Origin of the sequence: Paenibacillus sp. FSL L8-0638, from assembly GCF_038593075.1 — a bacterium.
GTDB lineage: Bacteria > Bacillota > Bacilli > Paenibacillales > Paenibacillaceae > Paenibacillus > Paenibacillus polymyxa_D.
In genome coordinates, this window is record NZ_CP151960.1 from 87,570 (window position 1) to 112,500 (window position 24,931).

2 protein-coding genes (1 of these 2 running past the window's edge) are annotated in these 24,931 nt (G+C 49.8%); one reads left to right on the top strand and one right to left on the bottom strand.

All coding sequences use genetic code 11. The features are described from left to right. Nucleotides 1-88: 88 nt before the first annotated feature. Nucleotides 89-23,818 (top strand): non-ribosomal peptide synthase/polyketide synthase, encoded by a 23,730-nt coding sequence (locus tag MKY35_RS00415; RefSeq protein WP_342445291.1) that lies wholly within the window; start codon nt 89-91, stop codon nt 23,816-23,818. Between the two features lie 111 nt (nt 23,819-23,929). Here MKY35_RS00415 and MKY35_RS00420 read toward each other — a convergent pair whose 3' ends face one another. Continuing rightward, a protein-coding gene (locus tag MKY35_RS00420) for an alpha/beta hydrolase (protein ID WP_342445292.1) crosses the window boundary here: on the bottom strand, nt 23,930-24,931 show its 3' portion. The gene runs 33 nt beyond the window's last position; only the last 1,002 of its 1,035 coding nucleotides appear in the window; the start codon falls outside the window, past its right edge; the stop codon is at nt 23,930-23,932.

The window sequence follows — 24,931 nt, forward strand, 5'->3', positions numbered from 1 at the left end:
TGGAAGCGCACGTTAAGTTGTCCTTTTGTCCTCCTGACTGCCAGGTGCAGCGGGAGGATATTCACATCAAGGAATAGGAGTGAATGAGATGAACGACATGCAGTTATATGATTTAACGAATGCGCAGAAGCGTATATGGTATACCGAATTACTCTACCCAGACACGTCAGTGTCACAGCTTTCCGGTACAGCTAAAATGAAGGGTCATATCAATGTGGCTGCCTTCATGCAGTCCATTAATTTGATTATCAAACAGTATGATGCGTTCCGCATTCGTATTACCTCAGTGGATGGAGTGCCTCAGCAGTACGTCGTTCCTTTTGAAGAAAGACAGCTGGAGTGCTTGGATTTTACCCATTATGAAAGTGTATCCGAGGTGGAGGCCTTACTAGAGCAGCACAAAAGCAAACCCTTGCCTCTCCTTGATTCTGAGCTCTTCCAGTTTTTAATTGTGAAGATTAGCGAGGAAGAGCACTGGATTAATATCAAGATGCACCATATTATTTCTGACGGGGTCTCCATGGTGGTATACGGCAATCAGCTGATCGCGTTGTACATGGAATTAATTCAAGGAAATGAACCAAAGCTGAGCGATGATTGCTCTTATATTGAATATATTGCAGATGAGAACGCATATGAGCTTTCTGACAGATACCAAAAGGATAAGGCATACTGGCTGGACAAATTTTCCGATTTGCCTGAACTGACAGGTTGGAAGTCATATAATCCGTTATCGCTAAGTACCCGCGCTGTTCGGGAGCATTTTACCGTACCAGAAGTGCTATATCACGAGCTGCAAGCATTTTGCCAACAGAACAGGATTTCTATGTTCCAGTTCTTCATGGGTGCGATGTATATCTACATACACAAAATGACGAATCAGCCGGATGTGGTGATTGGAACTTCGTTCGCTAACCGGGGGAACAAAAAAGAGAAGCAAAAGATAGGTATGTTCGTCAGCACCGCTGCTGCCAGAACATACGTCAAAAAGGATATGGATGTGTTGAGCTTCCTGCAGGATGTAACTAGAGATCAGATGTCAGTCCTGCGGCATCAGAAGTATCCATACAATCAGTTAATTCAGGATCTTAGAGAAATGCATGGTAACAAGGATATTCAGCGGCTTTTTGGCGTTTCAATGGAATATCGTCTTATCAATTGGGTTGATTTGGACGATGTGCGTATTTTGACGGATTATGATTTCTGCGGGGACGAAGTGAACGATTTCGTACTTCATATCGTGGAGATCCTGGATGAAGGCGAACTGGTACTGGATGTCGATTATCGGACGGAGCTGTTTGAACGCAGCGAAGTTAAGGACATGGTTTCCCAGTTGCTTACGATCGCCGAGCAGATCATTCATTCACCTCAGCTTTCTATCGCAGAGGTAAACTTATTGGGTGAACCAGAAGAGCAGTCCATTTTGGCTCTTTCGGAAGGCGCCGCAGTCGATTATCCACGTGAGAAGACCATTCATGGCTTATTCGAGGAACAAGCCGAGCGCACGCCAGATCATGTAGCCGTTCAGATGGACGAGCAGAGCATTACATACCTAGCTCTAAACGAGCAGGCTAACCAGCTTGCGAGATATTTGCGCTCCGAGGGAGTAGGGGCAGATACGCTCGTAGGGATTATGGCTGACCGTTCCTTGGAGATGGTCATCGGGATGTTGGCCATTTTGAAAGCAGGGGGTGCCTATGTACCGATTGACCCCGATTATCCGGAAGAGCGTATCCATTATATGCTGGAGGATTCAGGTGTCCGTCTGTTGCTTACCCAAAGTCATCTGTGGGAAAGTACCACTTTTGACGGAAAGCTTGTGAGCCTGGACGATTCTGCAACGTATACAGGAGATGCCTCCAATCTGGAGAGCATTTCGGGACCAAGCCATCTAGCCTATGTCATCTACACGTCGGGTACAACCGGCAAGCCGAAGGGCACGCTGATTGAGCACAAAAATGTAGTTCGACTGCTCTTTAACGATAAAAATTTATTTGATTTCACCTCTCAGGATACGTGGACGCTATTCCATTCGTTCTGCTTCGATTTCTCCGTTTGGGAGATGTACGGAGCGCTTCTTTATGGAGGGAAATTGGTGATTGTTCCATCTCTCACAGCCAAAAGCCCAGCAGCTTTCCTGGAGTTGTTGAAAGATAACCAAGTCACCATTTTAAATCAGACGCCGACGTATTTTTATCAGGTGCTACAGGAAGAACTAACGCACTCTTCGACAGAGCTTGGCCTTAGAAAAATCATTTTTGGTGGAGAGGCTTTAAGTCCATCTCTTCTGAGAAACTGGCGGGTCAAGTATCCTGATGTGCAGCTGATCAATATGTACGGAATTACGGAAACAACGGTCCATGTCACCTACAAGGAAATCACGGAACATGAGATTGAAGCGGGGAAAAGCAATATTGGCAGAACGATCCCCACACTTAGCGCTTACATTCTCGATGAGCAAAGACGCCTGCAGCCTGTTGGGGTTCCGGGAGAGCTATACATTGCGGGGGACGGTCTGGCCCGTGGGTATTTGAATCGGCCGGATTTGACGTCTGAAAAATTCGTTGAGCATCCGTATCGGGCGGGAGAGCGGCTGTACCGAACGGGGGATCTTGCTCGTTGGTTGCCTGATGGCAATATTGAATATTTGGGGCGGATCGACCATCAGGTCAAAATTCGTGGCTACCGAATTGAGCTTGGCGAGGTGGAAGCCCAAATTCTCAAGGCTCCGAACGTACGGGAAACGATTGTCCTCGCACGGGAAGACGAACAGGGCCAAAAATTGCTGTGCGCCTACTATGTAGCCTCCAGTGATCTTTCGCCGGGGGAATTGCGGTCTCAGCTGGCAGCGGAACTCCCCGCTTACATGATTCCTTCTTATTTTGTCCGGCTGGAGCAAATGCCGCTTACGCCAAATGGCAAACTGGATCGCCGTGCGTTGCCGGCTCCTGAAAGCAGCGTACAATCCGGCGAGGCTTATTTGGCTCCGAGAACTGCTGTGGAAGCTCAGATGGTACTCATTTGGCAAGATATCTTGGGTGTTACCCGCGTTGGTGTCAGGGATAATTTCTTTGAAATTGGGGGTCATTCCTTGCGGGCAACCGTGCTCGTTTCACGGATTCACAAAGAATTGGGATGTAGCATTTCGCTGCGTGAGGTGTTTCAGTCACCTACAGTCGAATCCTTGGCGCAACTTGTGAAGAAACACATTCCAACCATGTACGAATCCATCCCACAGGCGGCGGAAAGCGAAGCTTACCCAGTGTCCTCAGCGCAAAAGCGGTTATACGTGCTGAGACAGATGGATGGGGGAGAGCTCAGCTACAATATGCCAGGGGTCTTCACGGTGGGTGGACCGTTGGATCGCACGCGGCTGGAGTCTGCGTTCCAGGCACTGATCCAGCGCCATGAATCCCTGAGAACCGGCTTTTATATGCAGGATGGAGAGCTTGTTCAGCGTGTGCATAGGAATGTGCCGTTCGTGTTGAACTACACAGAGGCTTCGGTGGAGGAGACGGATACGCTCATTCACAGCTTTATTCGTGCCTTTGATCTGAGTCAGGCTCCATTACTGCGTGTTAGCTTGGTGAAGCTCCAGGAGGAGCGTCATCTGTTGCTGTTTGATATGCATCACATCATTTCAGATGGGGTTTCTATTCAAATATTGATAGAGGAACTTACTCATTTGTATCAAGGAGAACAGCTACCAGAGCTGCACATCCAGTACAAGGATTATGCCGTATGGCAACGGGAACAGTCAGAGAACCAATGGCAAGATCTTGAGAAATATTGGCTGCAAGCCTTTGAAGGAGAGTTGCCGGTATTGGATTTGCCTACAGACTTCCAGCGACCTTCAGTTCGGAGCTTCGAGGGTAGCCGAATTGATTTTACATTGGATGAGTCCGGCAATAAGGCGATACAAGAGCTTGCATCCCGTACAGGTACTACACTGTATATGGTATTGCTGGCCGCTTATTCGGTACTACTGCACAAATATACAGGACAGGAGGACATCGTCGTAGGTTCTCCAGTAGCCGGAAGACCGCAGGCTGAGCTTGAGGGCATCATCGGGATGTTTGTCAACACACTGGCCTTGCGCAGCTACCCGGCAGGAGATAAAACCTTTCAGGATTATCTTCTGGAAATCAAGGAAACAGCGCTCAAGGCGTTTGAGCATCAGGATTACCCTTTTGAAAAATTGGTCGAAAAGCTGGGCGTAGGACGTGATGTCAGCCGCAATCCGCTCTTTGACACCCTATTGGTATTACAAAATACCGAGCAGGAAGAGCAGGAAATGGACGGAGTGCACTTTACTCCTTACTTGATGGACACCGTCACAGCCAAATTTGACCTGTCCCTCAATGTAGAGGAGAAGGGCTCAAAATTAGCCTTTGGCCTCGAGTATAGTACGGCTTTATATCGCCGTGAAAGTGTAGAGCGACTTGCAACGCACTTGCTCCGGATTCTGCACGCAGTCTCGGCCAATCCTCAGTTGCAACTGGCCGAGATAGAAATGATCACACCGGAGGAAAAAGTACAGATCATTGAAGTATTTAACGCGACATCGGCTCCTTATCCAAGGGACAAGACCATTCATGAGCTGTTCGCAGAACAAGTCAAGCGTACACCGGAGCAGACGGCGCTTGTATTCGGCGATGTCCAGCTAACGTATCTTGAATTGGAAGACAAGGCGAGCCGACTGGCCCAAACACTGCGTCGTTTGGGCACGTTGAGGGAGCAGCCTGTGGCCGTGATGGGCGGACGAAGCATCGAGATGGTCATTGGTATGCTCGCGGTGCTTCAAGCGGGTGGAGCCTATGTGCCGATTGATCCTGATTACCCGGAAGATCGGGTTCGTTATATGCTTAATGATTCCGACGCCAAGCTATTATTGGTGCAAAAGGGCGAGCTTATAAGTGTAGACTACGGTATACCGATTGTCGATCTTAGTAGTGAAGAGGCCTATGCAGCTGAACCTGCCCAGCCGGAGACTGCTCAGGGATCGCAGGGGCTTGCTTATGTCATCTATACATCGGGTACGACGGGTAGACCGAAGGGCGTTATGGTTGAACACCGGAACGTGGTTCGTCTGGTCAAAGAGACCAACTATGTGGAGCTGAATGAATCTACGCGGATTTTGCAAACGGGAGCAGTGGCCTTTGATGCTTCTACATTCGAGATATGGGGAGCTTTGCTTAACGGTGGACAGCTCTATTTCGTAGAGAATGACGACATTCTGATTGCCGATAGGCTCAAAGCAGCTATTGCCAAGTACGGGATTACAACAATGTGGCTTACTTCACCACTTTTCAATCAGCTTTCCCTGCAGGATGAGTACCTGTTCAGAGGGCTCAAAGCATTACTAGTCGGCGGTGACGTACTGTCCATATCTCATATGAATCGTGTAATCGAGGCTAATCCTGATCTTGTCCCTATCAATGGCTATGGTCCGACAGAGAATACGACCTTCTCCACCACCTACGAGATTCCAGGTCGTGCCGAAGGGGTCGTACCGATTGGTCGCCCAATTAGTAATTCGACCGCTTATGTGGTCAATGGATCGCTGCAATTACAGCCTATTGGTGCTTGGGGTGAACTCATTGTCGGCGGTGAAGGTGTAGCGCGCGGATATCTCAATCGTCCTGATCTCACAGCAGAGAAATTTGTCCCTAGTCCTGTGAAGGACGGAGAACCCTGCTACAGAACTGGGGATTTGGTACGCTGGCTTCCAGATGGGAATTTGGAGTTTAAAGGAAGAATTGATGAGCAGGTCAAAATACGTGGTTACCGCATCGAACTCCCTGAAATCGAGGCCCAACTGGCCAAGGTGGAGTCAGTAATCGACGCCGTAGTGGTCGTTCGCGCGGATGAGCTTGGAGAGAAGCAGCTTTGCGCTTATTATGTGGCGGATCGTATGCTTACGGCAGGCGAAGTACGTCTTTCCCTATCGCAGGTACTTCCAGGCTATATGATTCCATCCTATTTTATTCAGATGGATCGTATGCCATTAACGTCAAACGGAAAAGTGGACCGCAGGTCTCTGCCGGCTCCGCAAGTAGGTGCGCATACAGGACGGAAGTATACAGCTCCTCGTACACCGGCCGAAGAAGCTTTGGCGTCTGTCTGGCAAGGGGTGCTGGGTGCCGAACAAGTGGGTATCCATGACAATTTCTTTGAATTGGGCGGAGACTCCATCAAGGCCATTCAGGTGTCGTCACGGTTATTGCAGGCCGGCTATCGGTTAGAGATGAAGCAGTTGTTCAAATCGCCAACCATTGCCGAGCTAGGCGCGGAAATACAGACGGCTGTGCACATGGCTGAACAGGGAGTTGTGCGTGGAGCGACTCGCTTGACTCCAGTCCAACAGTGGTTCTTTGGCCGGAAGCAGGCAGAGCCTCATCACTTCAATCAAGCGGTTATGCTGTATCGTGAACAGGGATTTGAAGAAAAGGCCTTGCATCAGGTGCTAAGAAAACTCGCTGAGCATCATGATGCCCTTCGCATGGTTTTCCGTCAGACAGAGCAGGGCTACGAAGCTTGGAATCGTGATCTTGAAGAAGGAGAGCTTTATAGCCTGTTCACCGCTGATTTACGGAATGAATCCGATCCGACCGCAGCCATTACATCGCTGTCGGATGACATTCAGCGCAGTATCCATCTGGTAGAAGGTCCACTGCTGAAGTTAGGACTTTTCCATTGTCAGGATGGAGACCACCTTCTGATCGTGATCCACCATTTGGTGGTGGACGGAGTATCCTGGCGGATTTTGTTCGAGGACATCGCAGCAGGCTATGAGCAGGTGATTCAAGGCCAAGCACTGACACTCCCGCAGAAGACGGATTCCTTCCGTGACTGGGGTGACGCCCTTGCTCGTTATTCGGAAGGCCCTGAAATGGAGACTCATCGGGCGTATTGGAGAGAGATGGAGGGTCAGCCACTCGAACAGTTGCCGAAGGATGAGGCTGTGGAAAGCCTTCTTTTACAGGATAGCAAAGTAGTAACAGCACAATGGACTATAGAAGAAACCGACCAATTGTTGAGAAAAGCCCACCGTGCTTATCAAACAGAGACGAATGATCTGCTATTGACTGCTCTGGGCATGGCGATATCCAAATGGTCTGGGATCGGAAAGGTTGCTGTGAATCTGGAAGGGCACGGTCGTGAGCCGATTATACCGAATATTGACATCACCCGTACCGTCGGCTGGTTTACAAGTCAATATCCGGTGATTTTAGACTTGGGGGATAACTCGGAAGTGGCCTCCTTGATCAAGTCTGTGAAAGAAGGGTTGCGCCGAATTCCGAACAAAGGTATTGGCTACGGGTTGCTCAAAACGGTGGCAAGTCAGTTGGATGAAGATAGCTTCAGCTTGCAACCTGAGATTTCTTTTAACTATCTGGGGCAATTTGATCAGGATTTGCAAGGAAGCTCATTGCAGATCTCTCCTTATCCGACCGGAAGCGCGCAAAGCTTGTTGGAGGAACCGGCCTATACGCTAGATATCAATGGCATGGTGACGGACGGAGCCCTGACTCTGACGATGACTTATAACGGAAAACAGTATAAGTCATCTACGATGGAACAGCTCGCTGGATATATTGAAGAAAGCCTGCGGGAGCTTCTCCAGCATTGCGTAACCCAAGAAAAAACCGTATTGACACCAAGCGACGTGCTTGCGAAGGGTCTAAGCATTGCCGACCTGGAGGAGCTTTCTAAGCAGACCAGCCACATAGGCGATATTGAGAATGTATATAGTCTGACACCGATGCAGAAGGGCATGCTATTCCATGATATGTTTGAGCCACATACGGGTGCTTATTTTGAGCAGGCCGGCTTTGACTTTAAGGGTAGCTTTGATCCGACCGCCTTCGGACACAGTCTGGATGCAGTGGTGGAGCGTCATGCTATCCTGCGTACGAACTTTTACAGCGGATGGGGCAGCGAGCCTTTGCAGGTTGTATTTCGGCACAGAGGCGCTAAATTGGTGTACGAAGACCTGCGGGAGATGAATGCATCGCAGCGCGAAGCTTACCTGAAGACATTTGGTGCTAAGGACAAAGCACGGGGCTTCAACCTGGCTGAAGACGAGCTTCTCCGTGTATCGATTCTACAAACAGATGAAGAGTGCTTCCGTCTCTTATGGAGCTTTCACCACATCGTCATGGATGGGTGGTGTGTTCCGTTAATTACGCAGGAGGTATTTGAACACTATTTTGCCCTCCTGGAAGGAAGAGAGCCTCACCTGGCAGAGGTTCAGCCGTATAGCCGGTATATTGAATGGCTCGAACAGCAGGATGAAGCAGCTGCGGCCGACTATTGGAGCCGATATCTGGCCGGTTATGAACAACAGACGCTTTTACCTCAAGTCGGTGGAGCAGCTAAAGGAGAAGGCTATGTAGCAGAGAAGCTGAATTATCCTCTCAGCAGGGAATTGACTGAACGCCTGGAAAAGGTGGCCAGAGATGCTCATGTCACGATGAATATATTGCTGCAGTCCATTTGGGGCGTTGCGCTTCAACGCTATAACGGTAGTCGGGATGTTGTATACGGAAGTGTAGTATCAGGCAGACCAGCAGAAATTCCGGGCATTGATCGGATGATCGGTTTGTTCATCAATACGATTCCCGTTCGTGTGAAGACAGAGGAGAGTCTCCCCTTCACAGTTCTGATGAAGCAGCAGCAGGAACAATATATGGCTTCTCATATGTATGACACCTACCCGTTGTTTGAAATTCAGGCTCAGACGGATCAGAAGCAGGATCTCATCTCTCATATTATGGTGTTTGAGAATTATCCTGTGGAAGAGGAAGTAGAGCGTCTGGGTGGTGACGAGGCTGCCTTTGAGATTGAGGAAGCGGAGCTTCTTGAACAAACGAATTACGATTTTAACTTAATTGTTCTACCGGGCAAAGAGATGAGATTGTTGTTCCAATACAATGCGCTCGTCTATGATCCAGCCACGATCGAGCAAATCAAGGGCCACTTGTTCCACCTGATGGAACAAATTGTGGAGAATCCTGCAATTTCCGTGGATGCTCTAGAATTAGTCACGCCGCAGGAGAAAGAACAGATTCTGAACGTATGGGGAAATACACCAGGCATTTACGAGCAATGTAACACGTTCCACGGACTGTTGGAGGAACAGGCGGGACGAACGCCAGACGCGACTGCCCTTTTGTTTGGGGACGAGATGCTGACCTACGCCGAGCTCAATGCAAAAGCCAATGGACTGGCGAGAAGGCTCCGTACTCAGGGAATCAAGACGGGAGATCTGGTGGGACTGATTGCTGAACGGTCGCTCGAAATGATCGTTGGGATCTACGGCATTATGAAAGCCGGGGGTGCCTATGTTCCAATCGATCCAGAGTATCCGAAAGAACGAATCAGTTACATGCTTGAAGATTCCGGGGCGAAGCTGATCCTTACAAAGGCCCATCTCTTGGAGCATCTCGGATGGACGGAAAATGTTTTGCTGCTGGATGAATCATCGACCTATGATGCCGACACCTCGAATTTGGAGGCTACTGCCGGCCCGGATGATCTGGCTTACGTGATCTACACTTCAGGTACGACGGGTCAGCCTAAGGGCGTATTAGTCGAGCATCGGGGACTACCCAATCTTTCGGACGTATACGGGACACACTTCGAAGTTACACCGCAGGATCGGATCGTTCAGTTTGCAAGCCTGTCGTTTGATGCATCGGTTTCGGAAATTTTAACGGCGCTGAGCCACGGGGCTGTTCTGTGCATCCCTTCTACACAAGATATTTTAGATCATGCCCTGTTCGAGCAGTTCATGAACGATAAGGGGATTACGGTAGCGACTTTGCCACCCGCTTACGCTATCCACCTTGATCCAGAGCGTTTGCCAACACTGCGGTGCTTGCTAACCGCTGGATCGGCCGCATCGATCGAGTTGATCGAAGAGTGGAGGAAGCATGTACGTTACTCTAATGTCTATGGCCCAACAGAGGACTCCGTATGCACTACAATCTGGTCTGTCCCGGACAGTGAGGGAGCAACGGATATTGTATCTATTGGACGACCTATTGCTAACCATAGTGTGTACATCTTGGATGACCATTTTAGATTGCAACCTGTCGGTGTAGCTGGAGAGCTATGCATTTCGGGTATCGGGTTAGCGCGGGGGTATCATAACCGGCCTGAGTTAATGGATGAGAAGTTTGTGGACAATCCATTTGCTCCAGGAGAGCGTATGTATCGGACGGGTGACTTGGTTCGCTGGTTACCGAATGGAACCATCGAGTACTTAGGCCGAATAGATCACCAAGTCAAAATTCGCGGCTACCGTATCGAGCTGGGCGAGGTAGAAGCACAAATGCTCAGAGTGCCGTCCGTTCAGGAAGTCGTGGCCATGGCTGTAGAGGGTAATGACGGCTACAAAGATCTAGTCGCTTATTTCGTAGCCGCTCAGAAACTTGAGGTATCCGAGCTTCGGGCCATCCTGTCGGAGATGTTACCTGGATATATGATCCCTTCCCGCTTCATACAACTGGAGGATATGCCTCTGACGTCGAACGGAAAAATCGATCGAAAAGCGCTGCAGGGCGAGCGTGGATGGGCAGTTGCTTCATCTGAGGCTCCAAAGACACCTGTAGAAATGCAATTAGCCCAAATCTGGCAAGAGGTGCTAGGTGTAGAGAATGCGGGAGTGAAGGACAATTTCTTCCATTTTGGAGGTCATTCACTGCGTGCAGCCCTGCTAGTCTCACGAATTCGCAAGGAAATGAATCGCGAGATTAGTCTGAGAGCAGTGTTCGAGTCTCCTACTATTGAAGGATTGGCCCGTGCTATTGAGGGCTATACACCGCTGAATTTCGAAGAAATTCCTACAGCGGGAGCGAGAGAGCATTATCCATTGTCCTCGGCCCAAAAACGACTGTTTATTCTAAGTCAGCTGGAAGGTGGAGAGCTGAGCTACAATATGCCGGGTATTCTTACCGTTGAGGGAGCTTTGGATCGGGAACGGCTAGAGCAGGCATTCCGTCGTCTGATTCATCGTCATGGTTCGCTGCGTACTCGTTTTGTGACCGTGAACGGTGAACCTGTACAGCAGCTCCTGACGGATGTTCCGTTTGCTGTGGAATATGCGGAGTTGAGCGAGGAAGAGGCAGGAGCTACCCTTCAGCAGTTCGTCCGTCCTTTTGATCTGGGTGTAGCTCCATTGCTGCGGGTCGGCCTTATTCGAATTGCACATGAGCGCCATTTACTATTGTTTGACATGCACCATATTGTCTCAGATGGGGTTTCTATGAATATTCTCATAGAAGAGTTTCTCCGCTTCTACCAAGAGGAGGACGTACTTCCTGAGCTACAGATCCAGTACACAGACTATGCTGTATGGCAGCAAGAGCAGCTCGGAAGCGAGCGTCTTAAGGTCCAGGAGGCTTACTGGCTGGATGCTTTCCGTGGAAGCTTGCCAGTGCTGGATTTGCCAGGAGATGAAGTTCGTCCTGCGGTGCGAAGCTTTGCAGGGGATCGAATCGACTTCCAAATTGATTCTTCTCTGAGTGCTTCACTTCAGGAGCTGGCTACCCGAACGGGTTCCACTCTGTTCATGGTACTGCTGGCAGCCTATACAGCGCTCTTGCACAAGTACACAGGTCAGGAAGATGTCATCGTCGGTTCACCTGTGGCAGGAAGATCCCATGCGACACTCGAAGGCCTCATCGGTATGTTCGTCGGCACAGTGGCACTTCGTACTTATCCAGAAGGAGAGAAGCCTTTCGAGGCTTATCTGCAGGAAGTGAAGGAAACAGCGCTGCGGGCCTATGAAAACCAGGATTACCCGTTCGAGGAGCTGGTAGAAAAGCTGGAGCTTCAGCGTGATTTGAGCCGTAACCCACTATTTGATACCATGTTTGTCCTGCAAAATATCGAGCAGGGAGAACAAGAAATAGAAGGATTGCGCTTCACTCCTTACGATAATGTACATCCGGCTGCCAAGTTCGATCTCACGTTGACCGTGAGTGAAGAAGCAGACGGGGCATTGAACTGCACGCTTGAGTATGCGACTGCGATCTACAAGCAAGAGACTGCTGATCGGATGGCAGGCCACTTTGTACAGCTTATTCGGGAAGCCATCGCCAATCCGGCACTGCCGTTGTCATCCCTTGATATCGTGACACCTCAGGAAAAATCAAGGCTGATGAAAGTGCCGGACGAAGCCAAGGCAGATTATCCTCGTGACAAGACGATCCATGCGCTGTTCGAGGAGCAGGCCGCACGTACTCCGAATGCAGTGGCAGTCGTATGTGAAGATGCAACCCTGTCCTACAGCGAGCTGAACGAGCGGGCCAATGGACTTGCCCGAACGCTGAGGGAACGTGGTTTGCAACCAGACGGTTTGGCTGGAATTATGGCGGATCGTTCCCTTGAAATGGTGGTCGGAATTTTAGCCATCTTGAAGGCAGGCGGGGCCTATGTCCCTGTAGACCCTGAATATCCAGAGGACCGCATTCGCTTTATGCTTGAGGATTCGGGAGCCAAGCTACTGCTGACACAAGCGCATCTGGAGCAACGGGCCTCCTTCGCCGGGGATATCGTAAGTCTGGACAAAACGGCTTCCTACAAGGAGGATGTCTCAAACCTGCAGCCTGCAGCCGGACCGGAGCATCTTGCCTACGTCATCTACACATCGGGTACGACAGGCAAGCCAAAGGGAACACTGATTGAGCATAAAAATGTAGTTCGCTTGCTCTTTAATGATAAAAATATGTTTGACTTTGGTCCTCAGGATACGTGGACACTGTTCCATTCATTCTGTTTTGACTTCTCTGTATGGGAAATGTACGGAGCATTGCTGAACGGAGGACGGTTGGTCATCGTTCCATCGCTTACCGCGAAGAGTCCAGATCGTTTCTTACAATTGCTTAAGGATCAGAAGGTCACCGTTTTGAACCAGACGCCGACGTACTTCTACCAGTTGCTACAGGAAGAGCTCGGTCATCAGGCGGCAGAGTTGAGCCTCCGTATGATTATCTTCGGTGGAGAGGCATTAGCCCCGGCCCTGCTCAAGGACTGGAGAACGAAGTATCCGCAAGTGCAGCTCATTAACATGTATGGCATTACCGAAACGACCGTGCATGTAACCTACAAGGAAATTACAGAGTTGGAAATTGAACAGGGCCGCAGCAATATCGGCACCACGATTCCGACGCTGCGAGCGTACATTTTGGATGAACAACGCCGTCCACAGCCGATTGGCATTCCGGGTGAACTCTATGTGGCGGGCGTAGGCCTGGCGAGAGGCTATCTGAACCGACCGGAATTGACGGAAGAGAAGTTTGTCGCTCATCCGTTCGAAGCAGGCGAGCGTATGTACCGCTCGGGTGACTTGGCACGCTGGTTGCCGGATGGCAGCATGGAGTATTTGGGACGGATTGACCATCAGGTAAAAATCCGTGGTTACCGTATTGAGCTGGGCGAAGTGGAAGCGAAGCTGCTCCATGCTCCGTCTGTAAGGGAGGCCGTTGTGCTCGCCCGAGAGGATGGAAGTGGACAAAAAGTGCTTGTCGGCTATTTCACAGCCGATCAGATGCTGACGGTAGGAGAGTTGAGAAAAGCCTTGGCTGCCGAACTGCCGGCTTATATGATTCCATCTTACTTTATGCAATTGGAACAGCTGCCTTTGACACCAAATGGCAAGCTGGATCGCAAAGCGCTTCCGGCTCCGGAGGCCAATGTGCAGACTGGAGCGGTTTATGAACCGCCAAGGACGAAGGCTGAGGAAGCTTTGGCTTCCGTATGGCAAGGTGTGCTGGGAGCACAGCAGATCGGCATCCATGATCATTTCTTCGACCTGGGTGGTGACTCCATCAAGGCGATTCAAGTGTCCTCGAGATTGTTCCAAGCTGGATATAAATTAGAGATGAAGGATCTCTTCAAATATCCGACAATTGCCGAGCTAAGCCCGTATCTTCAGGCAGCCGGACGTACAGCGGAACAGGGCGAAATTAAAGGTGCAGCAGAGTTAATGCCAATTCAGCGCTGGTTCTTTGAACGCCATACAGCGGAGCCGCACCATTATAATCATGCCGTCATGCTCTATCGAAAAGACGGCTTTGATGAGGCTGCACTCCGGTTGACAATGGACCAAATTGCGATCCATCATGACGCGCTGCGCATGGTTTTCCGGCCTACAGAAGCTGGATACGCAGCTTGGAATCGGGGAACAGATGAAGGCGAGCTCTACACATTGGACATTGCTGATATGTGGCAGGCGGAAGACCAGACAGCTGCGGTTCAGGCCCAAGCCGATGCCATTCAGGCAAGCTTTGACTTGGAAGGTGGCCCACTGTTCAAGCTAGGCCTGTTCCATTGTGAAGATGGTGATCATTTGTTGATTGTCATTCATCACCTCTTGGTTGACGGTGTGTCCTGGCGCATCCTGTTTGAAGACATTGCAACAGGATACGAGCAGGCGTTGAATGGACAAACGATTGTTCTTCCGCAAAAGACCGATTCGTATCTTGTATGGTCCGAGCAAGCGGCGAAGTATGCAGCAGGTCCTGCCCTGGACGAGGAGCGTTCATACTGGCAGCAGATTGAGGAGACGCTTCTGGCTCCACTGCCCAAGGATAAGGATCAGGAGCCAGGCACCGTTCGGGATACCGAGTCGGTTACGGTAACGTGGTCTGCTGAAGAAACAGAGCTGCTGTTGCGACAAGCAAACCGGGCTTATCATACGGAGACGAATGATTTACTCTTGACTGCTCTGGGAGCAGCTATTCAGCGCTGGACAGGCATGGAGCAGGTTCTGGTTAACCTTGAAGGACATGGACGGGAAATGATCGTACCAGATCTGGATATTACCCGTACCGTGGGCTGGTTCACAACTCAGTACCCTGTTCTGCTGAACCTGCAAGATGGGCAGGAAGTATCTACCCGGATCAAGCGCATCAAGGAGAATTTGCGAGAGGTTCCGCACAAAGGTATCGGCTACGGTCTGCTGAAATATATGGCACCGGAAAAAGACACTCGATTCAGCGTAGAACCAGAAGTTTCCTTCAACTACCTTGGACAGTTTGACCAGGATTTGGAGGGTAATGCCCTTAGCCTATCCACGCATTCAGTTGGTAAGGCGCTCAGCGATCTCACACCACAGCAATATGCTCTGGATGTGAATGGCATGATTGCTGAAGGACAGCTATCACTGACGATTACGTACAGCAACAGGCAGTATCGTAACGAGACGGTGAGTCATTTTGCTGAATTATTACAGTCAAGCCTTAGTGAGGTCATCCGGCATTGTGTAGCTCAGGAGCGTTCACAGCTTACACCTAGTGATGTTCTGTTCCAAGGATTAACATTGGAGCAGCTTGATCGACTCACGGCGCAGACGGCTCATATCGGAGAGATTGAGGATGTGTACAAGCTGACGGCAATGCAGAAGGGCATGCTGTTTCACAGCCTGCTGGAGCCGGACTCCTCTTCATACTTCGAACAGGCAACGTTTGAGATGCGTGGCAGCTTCGATGTAGATATCTTCTTCGAGAGCTTCCAGGCTTTGGTGCAACGACATGCCATACTACGTACCGGCTTTTACAACAACATTGCGGATGTACCGCTGCAAGTTGTCTTTAAGCAACGGTTAATCCCTCTGCACTACGTAGATTTGCGCGACGCATCTATGCAGGAACAAGAAGCCCAGATTCAGGCTTACACTGCTGAAGATATGGTTAAGGGGTTCAGCTTGTCAGAAGATCCGCTGATGCGAGTGACCGTCTTGCAGAAGGATCAAAGCTGTCTTGTATTGTGGAGCTTCCACCATATTGTTATGGATGGCTGGTGTATCCCGATCATTACACAGGAGCTGTTCGATTATTATTCTGCCAAGAAACAGCAATTACAGCCTGTCCTGCCGCCAGCTCAGCCCTATAGCCGTTATATCGAGTGGCTTGATGCACAGGATGATCAAGAAGCTTCAACATATTGGAGCCAATATCTCGAAGATTATGACGGGAATACCGTATTGCCGGAAGGTAAAACGAAATCTCAAGCCAAAGAAGCGGGCTATGTCCTGAAAGAGCATGTTCTCCATCTGGGTGCATCTTTGACCGGTAAAATGGATGTTGTCGCGAAGCGCAATCACGTGACCGTCAACACACTCATGCAGACAGCTTGGGGACTGATTCTTCAACGTTATAATGCCAGCTCGGATGTAGTTTTCGGCGGCGTTGTATCGGGTAGACCGGCTGAGATTGCAGGGATCGAGAATATGGTGGGTCTGTTTATTAATACAGTACCTATCCGTGTACAGTCATCCAAAGACGAGGCCTTCGTCGAGGTAATGAAACGTACACAGGCACATTCGTTGGCTGGTCGTGCCTACGACACCTATCCGTTGTATGAGATTCAGGGGAAAACAAGCCAAAAGCAAGACCTGATTTCTCATATTATGATCTTTGAAAATTATCCGCTTGACGAACAGGTAGAACAGTCGGGTAATCAAACGGAGGACAATCTCGAAGTCGCCAACTTCGCCATGTTTGAGCAAACCAACTATGACTTTAACCTGGTGGTCATTCCAGGCGAGGACATTAAGGTCTGCATTCGCTACAATGCTTCGGTCTACGAGCAAGAAAGCATTGTGCGAATCGGAGGACATTTATTGCAAATGCTCGATCAGGTAGCTACTCGTTCGCAAGCGACGATACAGGAGCTGGAGATTGTAACACCAGAGGAACGGACAAACCTGCTTGACTGGGGTGGCAAGGCTCATGTCTACCCAAGTGATCAGGGCCTGCATACCTTGTTTGAGGAACAGGTGGCCCGAACGCCGGATAAGATCGCGGCAATAAACGGCGACATCCAGATCACATATCGGGAGCTGAACGAGCAGGCGAACAGACTAGCTTCCACCTTGATAGCCCAAGGACTACGGAGTGAACAAGTAGTGGGGCTGTTGGCGGATCGGTCAGTGGAACTGCTGGTTGCCATCATGGGGGTACTCAAAGCGGGTGGAGCCTATGTACCGATTGATCCTGAATATCCGCAGGAGCGGATTCAGTATATTCTGAAGGACTCTGGCGCTGAGATTCTGCTCACACAGAGCCACCTGACGAAACTAGCTTCCTTTGAGGGAATGGTTATGGAGTTGGATTCTCCGCACATCTACGGAGACGGAGTGAATAATCCTAATATTCCTGTGAGAGGAAACGATTTGGTGTATCTAATCTATACTTCGGGTACAACAGGAAATCCGAAGGGAACCATGATTAACCATAAAGGAATCGTGAACTACATCTGGTGGGCAAATAAAGTCTATTGTGCAGGGCAACCAACGGACTTCCCGCTGTATTCATCCATTTCGTTTGACTTGACGATGACATCAATGTTTACTCCGTTAATAAATGGAGGAATAGTACGGATTTATGATGGTATAGATAAGGCAGAGGTTGTACAGCATATTTTGCGCGAAAATGCGGTGGATATTCTCAAGCTGACGCCGACGCATCTCAGTCTGATTAAAGATATGACCATTCCAGCGGAAAGTCGCATTCAGCAGCTCATTGTGGGTGGAGAGAATCTGACCACACATTTGTCAAAAACGATTACCGACCTCTTTGATGGCAATATCAAAATCTACAATGAATACGGTCCAACCGAAACCGTCGTCGGTTGCATGATTCACCTGTACGATCCTGCGAAGGATACACGGGAATCCGTACCGATTGGTTTGCCGTCAGACAATATATACATTCATATCCTGGATGAACAGCTTCGTCTCGTACCGTTAGGTGTGGAGGGCGAAATGTACATCGCCGGGGACGGAGTAGCCCGTGGGTACCTGAACCGTCCGGATCTTACCGCCGAAAAATTCATTAGGAATCCGTTCGCCGCGGAAGGAAATATGTATCGGACCGGAGATTTAGCTCGTCGCCTTCCTAATGGAGACATTGAGTACATTGGGCGTATTGACCATCAAGTCAAAATCCGGGGCTATCGTATTGAGCTTGGTGAGATTGAGGCCAAGTTGCTGGATATGCCCCTTGTCGAGGAAGCTCTCGTTGTTGCGTGGGCAGACGCCAATGGACAGAAGTCTCTGTGTGCTTACTTTGTAGCGGATCGTGAAATGTCTGTCAGCGAGCTGAGAAACGAACTGTCTGCCGGACTGCCTGCATATATGATTCCGTCTTACTTCGTCCAACTGGACGTGATGCCTCTGACACCGAATGGCAAGCTGGATCGCAAGGCACTGCCTGAACCGAACTCGGGTATAAAGGCGGGAGCAGACTTTACCGCTCCGCGGACGGATGTGGAGAACATTTTGGATTCAATCTGGCAAGGTGTACTTGGCGTGCCGCTTGTCGGCATTCATGATAATTTCTTTGAACTTGGAGGTGACTCGATCAAATCCATTCAAGTATCTTCAAGGCTTCTTCAAGCAGGCTACAAGCTTGAAATGAAGGATTTGTTCGGTTATCCGACAATTGCAGAGTTGGCGCAGCGCGTTAGTGTGGTCAGCCGAATTGCGGACCAAAGCGAGGTACACGGATCGGTAAGACTGGGACCTGCTCAGCACAGATTCTTCGATGAACAGTCAATGGATCTGCATCACTTTAATCAGTCGGTCATGTTGTACCGACGGGATGGCTTCAATACCGATGCGCTCGCCGAGGTTGTTCGGACAATTGCAGAGCATCATGATGCTTTACGACTGGTGTTCCGCCAAGGAGAGCAGGGATTGGAGGCCTGGAACCGGAGCGTAGGTGAGGGTGAACTCTATAGCCTCCAAATCCACGACCTGCGGGATGAGACAGACCCGGCTTCAGCAATAGAAGCGGGTGTGGAAGCCATTCAGCGCAGCATCTCTCTGGAGGATGGACCTCTCTTTAGACTGGGTCTGTTCCGCTGTGCGGAAGGCGAACATCTGTTGATCGTTATTCATCATCTGGCTGTGGATGGCGTATCCTGGCGTATCCTCTTTGAGGACCTGCAGGAAGGCTACGAGCAGGCAGCACGTGGAGAAGCAGTCAAGCTTCCGCAGAAGACGGATTCGTACCGTGCATGGGTTGAGGGAATCACACAATTTGCTAACAGCCCGGCGGCTGAACAAGAACGCAGCTATTGGGCAGAGGTAGAAGGAGGTGGCTTTGTCCCTCTTCCCAAAGACAAGGTAGATGGCGCTCTTCTCATCAAAGATAGCGAGGCTATCACGGTCAGATGGTCACCAGAAGAGACAGAGCAGTTCCTGAAAGAAGCGAACCGTACTTACAATACGGAGGTCAACGATCTGCTCCTGACGGCCCTTGGTATGGCTGTTCACGAGTGGACGGGAATCGAACGTGTAGGCATCCTTCTGGAGGGACATGGGCGGGAGCCTGTTGTACCGGAACTGGATATTACTCGCACAATAGGCTGGTTTACAAGTCAATACCCTGTCGCCCTTGAGATGGACGGGGAATTGGAGATCGGGGCCAGAATCAAGCGTGTAAAGGAAGGCTTGCGTCGTATCCCGAACAAAGGTGTCGGATATGGGATTTTGAAATATTTAAGCGACAGTCCCGATGCCTCCTCCTTCTCGGTTGAACCGGAGATTACGTTCAACTACTTGGGTCAGTTCGATCAGGATCTTGCAGGAGGGACGATGGAAGTATCGCCTTACTCCGTAGGACCTGAGGTCAGTGAGCAGATGGTGCAGCATCAGGCATTGAACATTAATGGACTGATTGCCGAAGGGCAGCTTCAACTCTCGGTCAGCTATAACCATCATCAGTTCCACGGGGAGTCCGTGGCTAAGTTTGTTGGCATTCTGAAGAACCGTCTTAGTGAAGTCATTGGACATTGCGTAAGTAAGGAAAGAACAGAACTAACACCAAGCGATGTACTCCTCAAAGATATCAGCTTGGAAAAGATTGAGGAGTTAGAAGAGCAGACACGGCATATCGGTAGTATTGAAAATATGTATAAACTGACGCCGATGCAAAAGGGGATGTTGTTCCACAGCTTGCTGGAGGCTCATTCAGAGGTCTACTTTGAGCAGGCCACATTTGAAATTCAGGGAGTGTTCTATCCTGAGGTTTTCAAACGCAGCTTACAGCAACTGATGAAACGGCATGCCATATTGAGAACGAATTTCCATGCTGGATGGGGCGATTTCCCTATACAGATTGTGTTCAAAGAAAGAGCATGCGATTTCGTATACGAGGATTTGCATGAGCTGGATTCCGCTGAAATAGAAGCGCGTCTTGCAGCTTATGTTGCCCAAGACAAAGCAAGAGGCTTTGATCTTGCGAATGAAGCCTTGCTCCGTGTTGCTATTCTACGTACTGCAAAAGAGCATTACCATCTGTTGTGGAGCTCTCATCACATCATTTTGGATGGCTGGTGTATGCCACTTGTGCTCCAGGAAGTGTTTGAAACATACGGAGCTCTACGTGAGCAAAGGGAACCTGAGCTTCCTGTAGCAGCATCGTACAGCCAGTACATTCAATGGTTGGAGAAACAAGGCGAGGAAGAGGCATCCTCTTACTGGAGAGGGTACCTGGAAGGCTACGAGCAGCAGACGAAGCTGCCACAAGCCATCACACAGCCATCGGCAAAAGCAGAGGCCTATGTGTCGGAGAAGCTGGTATTCACGTTGGATGCGGAACTGACCGATCGCCTGGAACAGGTGGCCAAACAGCATCAGGTGACGATGAATACGCTGATGCAAGCAGCCTGGGGAATCGTGTTGCAGCGCTACAATAGAAGCCAGGATATCGTCTTCGGAAGTGTGGTATCGGGAAGACCTGCCGAGATTCCGGGTATCGAAGGCATGATCGGTCTCTTCATTAATACAGTTCCAGTTCGGGTTCAGGCCGAGGGAAGCGATACGTTCTCCCATGTGATGAAAAGACAGCAGGAATTATATTTGGCAGGACATGCTTATGATTCCTATCCGCTCTATGAGATTCAAGCACAGAGCGAACAAAAGCAAGATTTGATTTCTCATATTATGGTGTTCGAAAATTACCCGGTAGAAGAGCATCTGGAAGAGAAAATTGCCAGTGAAGAGGCTGAATACAAAATTACAGATGTTCAGATGTTTGAACAGACGAATTATGATTTTAACCTTATTGTGCTGCCGGGACGTAGTCTGGAGTTCTTGTATCGATATAATGCTCGCGTCTATGACCGGGAGAGCGTGGAACGGATTCAAGGACACTTGACGAGAATTCTGACAAGCGTATCTGTACAACCTGCTATCCGTATTGATGAGCTGGAACTGATCACGCCAGAAGAGAAATCACAAATAATAGAGGTGTGGGGAGATACAGTAGCTCCTTATCCGCGTGAGCAGACCCTCCAAGGCATATTTGAGGAAAAGGCTGCGCTCACACCGGATCGTACAGCACTTGTTTACGGAGAAACGAAGCTTACCTATGGAGAACTTCATCAGCAGGCGAACCGTCTTGCACGTACGCTGCGTGCCCAAGGGGTCAGACCGGACCAACCAGTTGGCATCATGGTCGAGCGCTCGCTTGAGATGATCATTGGTATTCATGCCATTCTAAAAGCTGGTGGGGCCTATGTACCGATTGATCCGGAGTTCCCAGAAGACCGTATTCGCCACATGCTGGAGGATTCGGGGGCGAAGCTTCTGCTGACGAAGAACCATCTTAAAGATCGTTTCCCGTTCACTGGCACGATCATGGCACTTGATGATCCGCAGGCGTACCATGGGGATAGCTCGAATCTGGAGCCAATTGCGGGACCGGAGCATCTGGCGTATATCATTTACACGTCAGGTTCAACCGGCAAGCCGAAAGGTGTAATGATTGAACACCGCTCTGCCGTCCATACGCTGAGTCAGCTGGAAGCTGAATATCCGATGTTGGCAGGCGACCGTTTCCTGCTCAAAACGACATTCACCTTTGACTTCTCTGTGCCAGAGCTGTTCTGCTGGTTCTTTGGACAGGGGACTCTCGTGATCCTGCCACAAGGCGTGGACAAAGACCCGATGGCACTGCTGGAGGCTGTGGATACGAACCGAATCACGCATCTTAATTTGGTGCCATCGATGCTCAGTGTGCTCGTTCAATACTTGAAAGAAAGCGGCACCCAAGGATTCCTTACTCTGAAATACCTGTTTGCCTGCGGCGAGACGCTGCCTGCCAAACTTGTAGAAGAGTACTATAAAGTATCTCCACACGCAGTACTGGAGAATATCTATGGTCCTACCGAAGCGGCCGTATATGCGACCCGATATACAACTAGCCCTGAGACTGCGGCTCTAACGCATGTGCCGATCGGCAAACCGTACGCTAACGTCCAAGTATGGATGATGGACAGCGCTTCTCAGGTATCACCTGTGGGGGTACCGGGAGAACTCTGCATTGCAGGCGAAGGGGTAGCGCGGGGGTATTTCAACCAGCCGGACCTGACGGCAGAGAAGTTCATTCCTCACCCGTACAAACCGGGAGCACGGATTTACCGAACAGGCGATTTGGCCCGATGGCTGCCAGACGGAAATATTGAGTATTTGGGACGGATCGATCACCAGGTAAAAATCCGGGGTTACCGCATTGAGCTGGGAGAAGTGGAGGCACAAATTCTGAGGGTGCCATCGGTGCAGGAAGCGGTTGTTCTAGCACTGGCTGACTCCAGCGGAAGTACTCAGCTTTGCGCATACTTTGTGGCCGAGGAAGGGCTCGCAGCGGGCGTATTACGCGAAGCACTGGGCAGCGAGCTGCCAAGCTACATGATTCCGACTGCTTTCGTACAGCTCGCACAAATGCCGCTGAATCCGAATGGCAAATTGGATCGCAAAGCGCTACCGGCACCAGAAACCCTTCTGCGGAGCACAGCGGAGTATATCGCGCCACGTACGCAGACAGAAGTAGAGCTCGCTCAGATTTGGTCCGAGGTGCTCGGCGTACAGGAAATCGGGATCAGAGATCATTTCTTTGACCTTGGGGGCCATTCCCTGAAAGTATTGGGCTTGATCCAAAGGATCTCGTCTAATATGGGCGTCCATCTCCCACTCCAGGCCGTGTTTAATCTGCCGACTGTGGAAGAAATGGCGCATGAAATTTTCAAGCTGCAGGCAACAACTACTGCCGACGAACAAGAAATGGAAATTATCCACTTCCCAGGGAAAGGAACGCTTAAAGTATTTTGCTTCCCTCCTCGGGTAGGTCACTCTCTGGGGTACTATGAGATGGCCAAGGAGCTGGATGGGCTTTGCGAGGTGTACGGGATGGAATTTATCGGCGATCGTTTCCAGGGCCAAGATATGCTGGATCGATACATCGATGCCATCGTGAACATTCAAGCCGAGGGCCCATATGTATTCCTTGGATACTCACTTGGAGGAAATCTCGCCTTCGAGGTAGCTAAAGCTATGGAAAGCCGAGGCTACCATGTTGGTGACATTATTATGGTAGATGCTATGAGAAAGATGTCCAAGGATGAATCGACACCTGAGGAGCTTGAAGAGATTGTCGAGACGGTGCTGGATAGCATTAGGGAGCAGTACAAAGTATTCCTCGCCGATCCAGCCGACAGGGAGCGAGTCATGGACAAAATGTTGGTTTACTCCACCTACCGCGATGAGCTTATTAACGCAGGTGAAGTTCATGCGAATATCCATGCTCTGATTGCAGAGGATGATAGTATTGGTCCAGATACATCATTAGATAAATTGTTATGGCAACAGGCGACGCATGGTCAATACAAAGAATACGAAGTCATCGGAACGCATGATGTGCTGCTTGATTCCGGTTTTGTCGGGGAAAATGCTAAAGTACTGAAACAAATACTTGGTAAAATTGCAGAAGCCTCATCTAAAAACAAGCCTATTCTGTCCTAAGATCAATCAACGAGAATAGTATAGGGTAGCAAAGACGCCCGGATTCCTTTATATAGAAGGAACTCGGGGCGTCTTTTGTTTTTTTTATGCTGTCCTTAACATATAAAGTCCCTAATCGTCTGTGTATGCTCTAGACATGGTTGACTGAAAATGACTGGTGTCGGTGATGAGTTCACGGATGACCTGGATGACAAGCTCCGGTTGATCATGGATGATCATATGCTCGCTCTTCTTGGCAACAATAAATTTGCTGTTTGTAGAGATGTTAAGCATCTCGCGCTGTCCCATTTGCCAGCTTTGTTCGATCTGATCATTTCCGCGCTTACTAATACCGAACTGAGTCAAATCTTGTTGAACGCCCCGGGCAATTACACGTACAGGGAGGTTGCCCAGATGCTGTCCCCGTATGGCATCTTCGGTAGTGCTTGCTAGATCACCTTCCTCCGCAACAGATCGAAAGTACTTAGAAGAAGCGACAATATTCACAAAAGAGTTTCTATCTTGATATTCGACTCGACCCGTTAGCATAAAATTGGGAAACAGGCGAAAAGCTCCTGACTTTTCTAGGAGAATGGATATTAACGGGGAGGGATTGACCTTGGGTCGTTCTTTGGCATAGATCTCATTTGTCCGGCGAGCGTCATTCTCAGGCCTAGCATCCACCAGAACCAATCCTGCCACTTCGTCTTTGTAGGTCTGCGCGTACAGTCTTGAGTACATCCCTCCGAGAGAATGGCCTACCAGGATATAAGGAGCTTGGATGTCTGCGTTTTTTAAGGCGAGATGAAGCTCCCGAACGATGTTTTCCCCGGTTCGTGGAGTAGCAGCCTCCTCGCTCCAGGCATAGCCTGCCCGGTCATAGGATACAACAGTGGCGAATGATGACAGCTTTTCGGGAATATCTCTCCAGGACAGGCTACTTTCCCCACTCCCTGATTCAAGCAATATTGTCGGAGAGCCGTTACCGAGTTTACGAATATGAAGTCGATAGCCCCCGGCATCGACTAATTCCCCCGGAGGCGGGTATTGTGATTTATCCTTTTTGGATGCAATCCACTCATACACAAATCCAGAGATCACGAAAAGTAGTAAGCAAGAGATGATAAGAAACAC

Excerpts from the sequence above, each read along its gene's own strand:
- MKY35_RS00415 (WP_342445291.1), top strand. The coding sequence starts at position 89 with ATGAACGACATGCAGTTATATGATTTAACGAATGCGCAGAAGCGTATA.